Raw genomic sequence first — 11,776 nt, 5'->3', positions numbered from 1 at the left:
TATGAGACCGCCGGGCCGTTCGGATGGCGGGAGCGCAATCCGGCCCGCGGCTGAAACCATCCTTTCCCGATATGGTCCGCCCCCGCAAAGAGCCGGATCATATCGGGAAAAGACACAAAATCGACAGAGCAAAATCCGGATTGGCAACATTACCGGCATGAATGGGCGCCATCTTGTCAAAGAGACGATGGCGCCTTTACTTCAACCATGCCAATACAGGACTTTGGGATTGCCATTACGATTGGCAACCACCCGAAAGTCAGAGAAGAAGGCCATGGCGCAGACCGTGGCATTCTGTTACAATACCATTTAAATATTGCAATTCGTTGACACTTCGACAGTGAACGCCGGCATGGCCGGCGGCGCGCCGTCGTGCCCTGGCTGCGCATCGTTGCGCCGTCGGCCGGGCGGCGGCCGGAGTCAAACGAAGGCGGCATGGGAAGGGGCAAGAGCATGGCAGTGGACAAGGCGGCCGCATCCCGGCCGCGTCGGTTCTGGAGCGTCGGCCGCAAGGTGACGGCGGCCTTCGTCGCCGCCATCGTCGGCGGTTTCATCGTCATCATGGGGCTGCAGGCCAAGATGCAGTATGACGACGCGGTGCGGCTGGCGACGCACGACGCCCGCGTCAAGACGGACATGCTGGCCAATGCCACCAAGACCAGCTTCGTCGCCGGCGACGGCGCCTCCATCGAGACGGAGTTCATGCCTCTGGCCGCAAGCAGCGAGGTGCAACTGGCCTCGCTGCGCGCCGCGACCGCATCGGGAACGCTGGCCGACTTCTCCAACCAGCGCTTCGCCAGATACGACCTGAAGGCCGATCAGGATCTGGTCGAAGCGGTGCTGGCCGGCAAGGGGGCGCAGACCCGCTCCGCCAACGGCCACATCGTGGTGACGGTGCCGGTGGTGACCGGAAAGAGCAACCGGCTGGTCGGCGCCCTGCAGATCGCCTGGAGCCTGGATCAGCAGATCGACGCCATCGCCACCCAGATGCGCAACCAGATCGCCATCTGCCTGATCGCTCTGGTGGTGCAGATCGCCCTGCTGAACGTCCTGCTCGGCCGCATCGTCATCCGCCCGCTGCGCGCCATGTCGGCGGCGATGGCAAGGCTCGCCGGCGGCGACACGTCCGTCGAGGTGCCCGGCACCGGCCGCTCCGACGAGATCGGCGCCATGGCCGGCTCGGTCACCGTCTTCCGCGACAATGCCCGCGCCATAGACCGCATGCACGCGGCCCAGGCCGAAGCCGACGCCAAGGCGGAGGAGGCCAAGCGCGCCGCCCTGCTCGACCTTGCCGACCGCTTCCAGGGCACGGTGAAGCGTCTGGTCGAGGGCATCGCCGAGTCGGCCGCCGGCATGGCCGACAGCGCCGACCGCATGGCGATGGTGGTGGGCGAGGCGTCGAGCCAGACCCGCAACGTCGCCCGCGAGTCGGACGACATCCAGTCCAACGTCCGCTCCGCTGCGGCGGCGGCGACCGAACTCGCCAGCTCCATCGGCGGCATTTCCGATCAGGTCGGCCATTCCGCCCGCATCGCCGGGGAGGCGGTGTCCCACACCGACCGCACCAACGCCACCGTCCAGGGGTTGATCGCCAATGCCGAGNCGAGGTGAAGGGGCTGGCCGACCAGACCGCCAAGGCCACCGACGAGATCGCAGCCCAGGTGAACGCCATGCAGTCGGTGACGCGCGAGGCCGCCGACGCCATCGGCGCCATCGGCAACACCATCACCGAGATCGACGGCATCTCCGGCACCATCACCCAGTCGGTCCAGGAGCAGAACGCCGCCACCAAGGAGATCGCGCGGGCGGTGGAGATGGCGGCGCTGGGCACCCAGGACGTGTCTGCGACCATCGCCGCCCTGGCCCACACGGCGGAAAGCGCCGGCAGCACCGCACTTGGCGTGCAGGACGCCGCCCGCGGCCTGTCCGGCCAGACCCGCGCGCTGGCCGCCGAAGTCGACCGCTTCCTGGCGGAAGTCCGCCAGCAGGCGACGGGGGATGTGAAGGCGGCGTGAAAAACACCCTCTCCCGCCCCGGGAGAAGGAGGGAAGACCCGGCGTTGCCGGTCGGGAAAGGACAGGATCGCTCCGAGCAATCCGCAACCACACCGATCCTCGGAGCACCCCTCACCCTCCCGCCGCACCGCGGCGGGTCCCTCCCTCTCCCGGAGCGGGAGAGGGCTTTCTCAAGACCTTACGAGAAGGCCTGCAGGCCCGTCTGCGCCCGGCCCAGGATCAGGGCGTGGACGTCGTGGGTGCCTTCGTAGGTGTTCACCGTCTCCAGGTTCACCATGTGGCGGATGACCTGGAATTCCTCGGAGATGCCGTTGCCGCCATGCATGTCGCGGGCGACGCGGGCGATGTCCAGCGCCTTGCCACAGTTGTTGCGCTTGATCAGCGAGATCGCCTCCGGCGACCAACTGCCGTCGTCCATCATGCGGCCGACCCGCAGGGCAGCCTGCAGCCCCAGCGTGATCTCCGTCATCATGTCGGCCAGCTTCTTCTGGACCAGCTGGGTCTGGGCCAGCGGACGGCCGAACTGCTTGCGGTCCAGCGTGTACTGGCGGGCGGCGTGCCAGCAGAACTCCGCCGCACCCATCACGCCCCAGGCGATGCCGTAGCGCGCCTTGTTCAGGCAGCCGAACGGACCGCCGAGGCCCGAGACGTTGGGCAGCAGGTTCTCGTCGGGGACGAAGGCCTCGTCCAGAACGATCTCGCCGGTGACAGAGGCGCGCAGCGACAGCTTGCCCTCGATCTTCGGAGTCGAGAAGCCCTTGGTCCCGCGCTCCACCACGAAGCCCTTGATCTTGTTGTCATGGGCGTCCGACTTCGCCCAGACCACGGCAAGGTCGGCGATGGGGGAGTTGGTGATCCACATCTTGGCGCCGGACAGCAGATAGCCGCCGTCGACCTTGGTGGCGCGGGTCTTCATGCCGCCGGGGTCGGAGCCATGGTCCGGCTCGGTCAGGCCGAAGCAGCCGACCAGCTCGCCGGTGGCCAGCCGCGGCAGCCACTTCTTCTTCTGCTCCTCGCTGCCATAGGCATAGATCGGGTGCATGACCAGCGAGGACTGCACCGACATGGCGGAGCGATAGCCGCTGTCCACCCGCTCCACCTCGCGGGCGACCAGACCATAGGCGACGTGGCTGACGCCCGGCCCGCCATATTCCTCCGGGATGGTCGGGCCCAGCAGGCCCAGCTCGCCCATCTCGCTCATGATCTCGCGGTCGAAGCGCTCCTCACGGAAGGAGGAGATGACACGGGGCTGCAGCCGGTCCTGGCAGTAGGCGCGGGCGCTGTCGCGCACCAGCTTCTCATCCTCGGTCAGCTGGCTCTCAAGGAGGAAGGCGTCGTCCCACTGGATGCTCTGCACGGTGCGTCTCCTGGTCGTGTCGTAGGGCGGTTGTCCCGCCGGTTGCCGATGGGCGGTCATCGATTGAACCGCACTGTGCCGCGCCGTCGCCATACCTGCAAAAACATATTTTCTATCTTAGCCATAACGTTTTTATATGTCTTAAGAAAAACAGTCGGCGCCCCCACCGGTTCCACAAAAGTTTTAACGTGATGCTTACGATTACCTATGCAATTTTGCCGATGGCACCCTGACCGCCGTTCATCCATCGGACATCCCGCCCGTGTTTGCTGCACTGCAACCAATAACCGCCCTCGCCGGTTTCCCTCTTTTGCTGGGCCTTGCTTTGCTTACGCTTCTGCACGAAGACGTTGCAATTGCGGTGGGGGCCAGCCTGGTCAGCGTCGGCACCGTCAGCATCGGCGTGACCGCCATCACGCTGCTGTGCGGGATTGTTGTCGGCGATCTGTTCATTTACGTCCTCGGACTGTTGTCCCTGCGGGTCAGTTGGATCCGGCGCCGGACCGATGGCCCAATGCTTGAGCGGTGCCGCATGGCATTGCAGAAGAACCTGCTGCCGACCCTGGTGACTTGCCGGATCGTCCCCGGCGTCCTGTTCCCCACCTACTTCGCCTGCGGCGTGATGCGGGTGCCGTTCCTGCGCTTCATCGTCATCACGCTGGTGACGGCAGGGGTCCATGTCGGGCTTCTGCTGACGCTGATGACCTCGTCGCTGGAGGCGGCGGCGGTGCAGGTGCAGGTGATCGGCATCGGCTGCGCCGCCCTGCTGGTGCTTCTGCGCACGCGGCGCGCCCAGTCCATCGCCCGCGCGCTGTTCGGCCGCCTCCGGGCCAGGGTCGAACCGCTGCTTCCCCGCGGCCTGCGCGACGCCCTGCACCGCAATCCGACCCCGCGCGCCATCACCCTGCCCGGCCTGCCGGTGGTCCCGGCCGGCGCCCCCACCATCGGCTGGGCGGAGCGCATTCCGCCGCTGCTGTTCTACATCCCGCTGGTGGTCCAGTGGTTCGCGCTGGGCATCCGCCACCGCAGTCTGAGCCTGCCGACCGCCGCCAACCCGTCGATCGAGGCCGGCGGGCTGCTGGGCGAGTCGAAGATCGCCTGCATGGATCTGATCGGTCCGGGGGCGCGGCAATGGGCCGCAAGGTCCGTGGCGCTGGTCAACCGGCCGTCGCTGACCCCGGCGGCGCTCGACCGGCTGGCGTCCGGCGCCGGCCTGTCCTTCCCGCTGGTCGCCAAGCCGGACATCGGCTGGCGCGGCATCGGCGTGCGGCTGGTGCGCGATTCCGCCGACCTGTGCGCCTATCTCGCCGGCTTCCCGGCCGAGGCGCGGCTGATCCTGCAGGAACATGTGCCCTATGCCGGCGAGGCCGGGATCTTCTATGTCCGCAAGCCGGGCGAGCGGCACGGCCGCATCTTCTCCATGACCTTCCGCTATTACCCCCATGTGGTGGGCGATGGCCGGTCCACCCTGCGCGAGTTGATCGCCGCCGACCCGCGCGCCTCCTGGAAGGCAGACCTCCACCACGAGGCGCTGGCCGACCGGCTGGACGAGGTGCCGGCGGAAGGCCGGACGGTGCGGCTGTCGCTGGTCGGCAGCAGCCGGGTCGGCGGGCTCTACAAGGATGCCTGCGGCCATGTCACCGCGACGCTGACCGCGCGCTTCGACGAGATCGCCGACCAGATGCCGGGCTTCCATTTCGGCCGCTTCGACGTGCGCTTCGCCTCGGTGGAACGGTTGGCGGTGGGCGAGGATTTCCGCATCATCGAGGTGAACGGGGCGGGCGCCGAGGCCATCCACATGTGGGATCCGGAATTCCGGCTGGGCGATGCCTACGCCACCCTGTTCCACCAGCAGGCCCTGATGTTCGAGGTCGCCGACGCCTGCCGGGCGCAGGGCGCCAAACCGCTGACGGCCTGGGAGCTGATCAGCTACCAGCGCCGCCAGCAGACCTTGCTTCCGCTCTATCCCGCCTCCAACTGATCTGTCCACCGGTCAAGATCAAGCGGAGGCGCGATGCGCCGCAGCCTCACCCATCTCCGCAACCGCCCGTCGCTCTCCAGCGCATTGGTTGTGGCCCTCGTCTCGGGGGCCGCAGCCGCCCTGTGGTTCCGCCCGTCCACCGCCCTGCTGACCGGCTGGGATTTGGGCGTGACCGTCTACATCCTGATGGCAAGCGTCGTGATGAGCCGGGCGACCGTGACGTCGATGCGGCGCCGGGCCCGGCTGCTCGATCCCGGCAAATGGGGCGTGCTGACCGGGGCGGTGCTGGCCTCCCTCGTCGCGCTGGCCGCCATCGCGGTGGAACTGGTGTCGGCCAAGGGCTCTCCCCATGAAGGGCTGTCGGCGGGCCTCGCGGCGGCGACGGTGCTGCTGTCCTGGGGCTTCCTGCACGTCTTCTTCGCCCAGCACTACGCCCACGACTATTGGCTGAACGGCGGGCCGCAAGGAGAAAGCCCGGGGGAGCGGCCGCTGGATTTCCCCGGCAACGGCTCCCCCGACTATCTGGAGTTCCTCTATTTCAGCTTCACCATCGGCATGACGGCGCAGGTGTCCGACGTCACCACCCGCAGCGCCGGCATGCGCCGGCTGGTGCTGATGCACGGCGCGCTGTCCTTCCTGTTCAACACGGCCGTGCTGGCGCTGGGCATCAATCTGGCCGCCGGGCTGGTCGGCTGACGGGGCCAGGTCCGGCCCCGCCGCCAAGCTCCCGTCACAGCCCCGCCAGCACCTCGTCCAGCGTGGCGAGGAACAGCGCGGCATCGGCGGCGGAGAACACCAGCGGCGGGCGGATCTTCAGGATGTGCCCCTCCTGCCCGGTGGCGCTGATCAGCACCCGGCGCCGGCGCATCCCGTTGACCACGCGGGCGGTCTCCTCCGGCGCCGGCGTCTTCAGCTTGCGGTCGCGCACCATCTCGACGCCGATGAACAGGCCGCTGCCGCGCACGTCGCCGATCAGGTCATGCTTGCCGGCCAGCGCGCGGATGCCGTCGATCAGCTGGGAGCCGACGGCCAGGGCATTCTCCTGCAACCGCTCCGCCTTGATGACGCGCAGCACGGCATGCGCCACGGCGCAGGACACCGGGTTGCCGCCGAAGGTGTTGAAATAGCGCTGGCTCCGGCCGAACGCCTCGATCACCTCCGGCCGGAAGATGGCTCCCGCCACCGGGTGGCCGTTGCCCATCGGCTTGCCGACCGTCACGATGTCGGGCACCAGCCCATGGCGGGCGAAGCCCCACATGTGGGTGCCAAGCCGGCCGAAGCCGGGCTGCACCTCGTCGGCGATGAAGATGCCGCCGGCCTTGCGCATCGCCTCCACCGCCGGGGCGAGGAAGCCGGCCGGATCGGTGAAGACGCCGCTGCTGGAGAAGATGGTGTCGACCAGCAGCGCCGCCGGGGCGATGCCCTTCCCGCGCAGGTCGGCGATGGCCGCCTCCACCGAGCGGGCGAAGGCGGCGCCGACCTCCGCGGCCGGGATGCGGTAGCTGTCCGGCGCCGGCACCACGCGGACATGGTCGCCCAGCTTCACCGCGGCGCCCAGCGAGGGCGACATCTCCGCCAGCGCCGAGGTGACGCCGTGATAGGCATTGTGGGCGATGACGACGCCGGAGCCGCCGGTGTGGACGCGGGCGACGCGCAGCGCCAGGTCGTTGGCCTCGCTGCCCGTGCAGGTCAGCATCAGGTGCGACAGCTCGGCCGGGAACTCCGCCAGGAAGGCTTCGGCGAAATCGAGGATGCCGTCGGTCAGATAGCGCGTGTGGGTGTTCAGCACGGCCGCCTGCTTCGCCATCGCCTCCACCACCTCCGGCCGGGAATGGCCGACCGAGGCGACGTTGTTGTAGGCGTCGAGATAGCGGTTGCCGTCGGCGTCGAAGAGGTATGAGCCCTCCCCCCGCACCACATGGATCGGGTCGGCGTAGAACAGCCGGTAGGCCGGACCGAGCAGCCTCTCGCGGCGGCCGATCAGGGCGCGCTCGCGCTCCGGCAGGGTTCCGGCGGAGTCGGGCGCGTAGGCATTGATCATGGTCATGACGGGTCACACTCTCTGGCAGGCGAGAAGGAGCAGGCGGTGCGCGATGGCGCCCTCGTCGCCGGTCAGCTTTTCCAGCCCGGCGAAGGCGCGTTCGGAATTCCGCAGGATGTAGGCGGCGTTGTCCGGATATTCGGCCGCCCGCCAGCCGGTGATGGCGATGGTCAGGGCCAGCCGGGCCGCCACCAGATCGGGCAGCAGGTCCACCTCCTCCGCCGTCAGCGGCAGCACTGCGCAATAGGCGCCGGCCATCTCGACCAGCGAGCCGAAGGGCGTCTCGCCGCTGGTGACGTGATAGGCGAGCGCCGTCGCCAGATCGTTGACCAGCGGCGCCTTCAGCGCGTCGCCGAAATCGATGATGCCGGTGACCGTCTCGTGCCCGACCGGATCGACCACGGCGTTGTGCGGGTTGAGGTCGTTGTGGATCACCTGATGCCGCAGGGCGGGCAGCCGCGGCGCCACCGTATCGGCGAAGCGGGCGACGAAACGCTCCACCATCCGGCGGCGCGGGCCGTCGGGCAGATAATGCAGCCGGTCGGCGACGCTGGCGGTGCGCGTGATGTCCCACAGCAGGTCGCGCTCCGAGCCGGGATGCGCGTAGTCGGCCAGCGCCAGATCCAGCCGCGCCAGCACCGTGCCCAGCGCCCGCATCTGCCCCGGTGAGGCCGGCGCGGCGTGGAGCGGCGTGCCCTCCAGATAGGTCAGCAGCCGCAGCACCATGGCCTGCCCGTCAACCCGGACGATCGCCTGCGCCTCCCCATCCAGGGTCGGCACCACCCGCGGCACCGGCAGGGACGGGTCGCGCGCGGCGACATGCTGCATCGCTCCGGTCTGGAAGCTGGTGACAGGCTGCGGTTCCGCCGGGTTGGTGAACTTCAGCACATAGCCCCGCCCTCCGGCGGCGGCGATGTGGAAGTTGCGGTCGCGCTCGCTGCTCAGGGTCCGCAGGGTGCCGCTCACCCCGAAACACCGCTGCATCATGGCGGCGGCCTGCTCCAGGGAGATCGGCGGCGCGACGGTGGTCAGAACATCACCGGATGTCATGGCCGATGTCTCCTTGTGGTTCGCGGCATTCAATGTTTGATGCATCATATTGATGGATGGGCGGGGGTTCGGAAACCGGCGGACCGGCGGCGGGATCAGGAGACGAGGGCGGCGGGCGCTGGGGCCGGAGCCGGGATCTCGGCGTCGATCCGCTCCAGGATCGGGCCGCTGGCCAGCAGGATGTCAGCCTGGATGGCGATGGCGGCGGCCGGGCCGTCATGGCGGCGGATGGCATCCATCAACGGGTAATGATGGTCGATCATCGTGCGCCCGGCCCCGCCATAGACGTCGGCGATCAGCGGCCCCATCTGCAGCCACAGCCGCCGCAGGATGTCGCCGAGCATCGGCATGTCCGCGATCTCCGCCAGCGTGAAGTGGAAGATCTGGTTGAGTTCGGTGGCCAACGCGGTGTTGCCGGCGGCCATCGCCTCCTCGTTGCGCGCCAGCAGGCTTTCCAGCGCGGCGATCTGGGCGGGCGTGGCCTTTCCGGCGGCGCGCGCGGCGGCCATGCCCTCCAGGCTGACGCGGATGTCGCGGATCTCCAGATAGGCGGCGCGGGTCAGCATCGGCACGCGGATGTCGCGCGGCGAGCGCAGCACCAGGGCCTGATCCTGCACCAGCCGCAGGATGGCGTCGCGCACCGGGGTGACGCTGGTCCCCAGCCGTTCGGCCAGATCGCGGATGCGGAGGCGGTCGTTCGGCTTGAACGCCCCCTTCATCAGCGCCCCGCACAGCGTCTGATAGATCGTGCTTCCGAGATTGTCATGTTCGAGAAGGGTGAGGTCGAACCCGCTCATCGTCTGCCCGTCGCCTGCCCGTCACACAAGACCGGCTCTGCTGTATGATGCATCATCATGGCGCACGACGGCCGGGCAGGTCAAGACGGCATGTGGCGCAGGTCCGGCCGCGGGGCGGCAGGAGACGCTTCACGACCGCGCGATCTGCGCTACTCTGGCGGGGACCGACGCCAGCTTCGCGATGCCATCCATGCCGACCGCCACGCTCTTCGCCCGCGCCTTCCCCTGGCGCTTCCGGTGGCCGGTCCGGCTCCGGGCCGCCGCGCTGCTCCTGCTGCTGGCGATGGCGCCGGCCGCCGCGGCATCCGCTCAAGAACCTTCGCCGCCCGCACCGGCCATCCAGGCGCCGGCCGCCGTTGCGGCTCCCTCTTCTCCCGCGCCCTCCGCTGCCGCGGGCGGGGGCGATGGCATGATGATGACGATCCTCAGCGAGGGACAGGACCGCATGGCCGGGTTCCGCGGCAAGCTCGCCAGGCGGCTGCGTTCCACACCTGAGATCCCGTCGGCCATCCTGACCACCTTGACGGCACGGAGTCCGACCGGCGCGCCGACCTTTTTCCTGCGGATCGTCGGCCTGGCCATCGGTGCGATGGCCGCAGGTCACGCGGCACAGCATCTGGTCTATGGGCGGCTGGTTGCCCGGCGCCTGCTGCCGCGCGGGGACGAACCGGGACCGGGCGGTTCGGCGCTGGCCGACCGCTTCCCCCGTCTGATCGCCCATGCGCTGCTGACGCTGGGCGGCATGATCCTCGCGACCCTGATCGGAATTGCGCTGATCACCGCGCTGTTGCCGGATCCGGCGCCGATCACCGAGAAGACCGTCATCATTGCCGGAACCGGCTATCTGCTGGTCTGGGCCATCGCCCTGTTCTGGCGGCTGGTGCTGTTCGCCAATGCCGCGACGGACGATGGACTGGCACCGGCCGCCCGACGTCTGCGGCGCGACATGACCGCGAGCGGCGCCGTCGGCGTCGCCCTGATCGGCTGCATCGTCTGGCTGGAGGCGCTGGGGATGGCGTACGATCCGCATGCGGTGCTGTTCGCGCTGTTCGGTCTGCTGACCGTGCTGGCGACGGTCTTCGCGCTGTATGTCAACCGCCGGACGGTGGAGCGCGTCTTCCTGTCCGGACGCCCGGCCGCGACGGTCGCCCCGCTCGAGCGGATGGCCCTGCGCCTGTGGCTTCCGGCGATCATCGCCTATTTCGCCTATGCCTGGGCGACGCTGGTCAACCGCCTCATCCACGGCTGGCCGACCGAGCTGCCGCTGCTGCTCGGCGCCTATGTGGTGGCCGCGGCGATCCTCGGCGTCTACGCCGCCGTCACCTACGCGACCGAATGGCTGGTCCACCAGCGGCGGACCTTGTGGCGGCCGCTGGAGGAAAGCCAGGACGAAGGGGGGGACGGTCCGCGGGACGGCGACGGCGAAGTCCGGGATGCCCCACGACCCGCAACCCTCGACAGCTACGAGGCTCTGGCCCGGCGTGTGGCGGGCATCCTCGCCGCTGCCGCCGGGGTGGCGGCGACCATGTCGGTGTGGAACGTCCCGCGCATGCATGGCGATGCCGCCGGCCGGCTCATCAGCATCATGACGATCTGCCTGATCGGCTACGTCGCCTACCATGCCGTCCGCATCGGGATCGACCGCCGGATCGCCGAGGAGGGGCCGGTGCCGGGCACCGTCCCCGGCGACGAGGGAAGCGGCCACGGCTCGGCCAGCCGGCTGGCGACCCTGCTGCCGCTGGTGCGCAACGTCATCCTGCTGGCGATCGTCGGCACGGTCATGATCAGCGTGCTGATGGATCTCGGGGTCAACATCGCCCCGCTGTTCGCCGGGGCCGGCATCGTCGGCATCGCCATCGGCTTCGGCGCGCAGACGCTGATCCGCGACATCTTCTCCGGCGCCTTCTTCCTGATCGACGACGCCTTCCGCAAAGGCGAATACATCGAGATCGGATCCATCCGCGGCACGGTGGAGAAGATCTCCGTACGGTCGATGCAGCTGCGCCACCATCGCGGTCCGCTGCACACCGTCCCCTTCGGCGAGATCCACCAGCTGACCAACTACTCGCGCGACTGGGTCATCATGAAGCTGCCGCTGCGCATCACCTACGACACCGACGTCGAGAAGGTCCGCAAGCACATCAAGCAGCTCGGGCAGATGCTGCTCGACGATCCGGAGCTGGGCCCGAAATTCCTGCAGCCGCTGAAGTCGCAGGGCGTCATCCAGATGGAGGATTCGGCCATGATCCTCCGCGTCAAGTTCATGACCCGGCCGGGCGACCAGTGGGAGATCCGCAAGCGGGTCTTCCAGGAACTGCACGCCCTGTTCCGCCGGGAGGGCATCCGCTTCGCCCACCGCGAGGTGACGGTCCGCTTCGCCGGCGAGGCTACGGCGACCGGCCAAGCCGGGGGTCCCATGGGAGGCATGACCGGAGAAGAGGCACGGAACCTGGCGGCCGGCGCCGTCCTGCACACGCTCGGCGAGGGCGCGCTGGACGCCGACGCCGCGGACGGCCGCCGGTGAACTGCCGCCGG

Annotated in this window: 7 protein-coding genes and 1 pseudogene; 4 read left to right on the top strand and 4 right to left on the bottom strand. The window is 68.9% G+C overall.

Translation table 11 applies throughout. From position 1 onward, the window contains the following. Positions 1-435: 435 nt before the first annotated feature. Positions 436-1,602: pseudogene (locus tag A6A40_RS32360) on the top strand (HAMP domain-containing protein); the annotation flags it as partial. A gap of 591 nt (positions 1,603-2,193) precedes the next feature. On the opposite strand, the gene A6A40_RS26290 reads toward A6A40_RS32360, so the two are convergent. Then, a complete protein-coding gene (locus A6A40_RS26290; RefSeq protein ID WP_108548786.1) occupies positions 2,194-3,372 on the bottom strand; it encodes an acyl-CoA dehydrogenase in 1,179 nt (392 codons plus the stop codon). Between the two features lie 361 nt (positions 3,373-3,733). On the opposite strand from A6A40_RS26290, the gene A6A40_RS26280 reads away from it, so the two are divergent. Both A6A40_RS26280 and A6A40_RS26275 read left to right on the top strand, forming a co-directional pair. Next, positions 3,734-5,353: a VTT domain-containing protein gene (locus tag A6A40_RS26280; RefSeq protein WP_236784048.1), complete on the top strand. Its 1,620-nt coding sequence runs from the start codon at positions 3,734-3,736 to the stop codon at positions 5,351-5,353. Positions 5,354-5,386: 33 nt separating this feature from the next. Next, positions 5,387-6,049, top strand: coding sequence for a DUF1345 domain-containing protein (locus A6A40_RS26275; RefSeq protein ID WP_108548784.1), 663 nt, complete (start codon positions 5,387-5,389; stop codon positions 6,047-6,049). 34 nt (positions 6,050-6,083) lie between these two features. Here the strand turns inward: A6A40_RS26275 and A6A40_RS26270 are convergent, their stop codons facing one another. From A6A40_RS26270 to A6A40_RS26260, 3 genes are all read right to left on the bottom strand, one after another. Beyond that, positions 6,084-7,400 (bottom strand): aspartate aminotransferase family protein, encoded by a 1,317-nt coding sequence (locus A6A40_RS26270; protein WP_108548783.1) that lies wholly within the window; start codon positions 7,398-7,400, stop codon positions 6,084-6,086. A gap of 6 nt (positions 7,401-7,406) precedes the next feature. After that, entirely contained in the window at positions 7,407-8,444 is a 1,038-nt protein-coding gene (locus A6A40_RS26265) for a phosphotransferase (protein WP_108548988.1), read from the bottom strand. A gap of 95 nt (positions 8,445-8,539) precedes the next feature. Continuing rightward, the gene (locus A6A40_RS26260; RefSeq protein ID WP_108548782.1) at positions 8,540-9,241 is read right to left on the bottom strand and encodes a GntR family transcriptional regulator; all 702 of its coding nucleotides are present in this window, start codon (positions 9,239-9,241) and stop codon (positions 8,540-8,542) included. 190 nt (positions 9,242-9,431) lie between these two features. On the opposite strand from A6A40_RS26260, the gene A6A40_RS26255 reads away from it, so the two are divergent. Then, positions 9,432-11,765, top strand: coding sequence for a mechanosensitive ion channel family protein (locus A6A40_RS26255; RefSeq protein WP_108548781.1), 2,334 nt, complete (start codon positions 9,432-9,434; stop codon positions 11,763-11,765). Positions 11,766-11,776: the final 11 nt, after the last annotated feature.

Source organism: Azospirillum humicireducens (assembly GCF_001639105.2).
GTDB classification, from domain to species: domain Bacteria; phylum Pseudomonadota; class Alphaproteobacteria; order Azospirillales; family Azospirillaceae; genus Azospirillum; species Azospirillum humicireducens.
Note: the sequence above shows the minus strand (reverse complement) of the source record. Positions and strands in the feature narration are given on the sequence as shown.

Excerpts from the sequence above, each read along its gene's own strand:
- A6A40_RS26275 (WP_108548784.1), top strand. The coding sequence starts at position 5,387 with ATGCGCCGCAGCCTCACCCATCTCCGCAACCGCCCGTCGCTCTCCAGC.
- A6A40_RS26270 (WP_108548783.1), bottom strand. The coding sequence starts at position 7,400 with ATGACCATGATCAATGCCTACGCGCCCGACTCCGCCGGAACCCTGCCG.
- A6A40_RS26265 (WP_108548988.1), bottom strand. The coding sequence starts at position 8,444 with ATGACATCCGGTGATGTTCTGACCACCGTCGCGCCGCCGATCTCCCTG.
- A6A40_RS26260 (WP_108548782.1), bottom strand. The coding sequence starts at position 9,241 with ATGAGCGGGTTCGACCTCACCCTTCTCGAACATGACAATCTCGGAAGC.
- A6A40_RS26255 (WP_108548781.1), top strand. The coding sequence starts at position 9,432 with ATGCCGACCGCCACGCTCTTCGCCCGCGCCTTCCCCTGGCGCTTCCGG.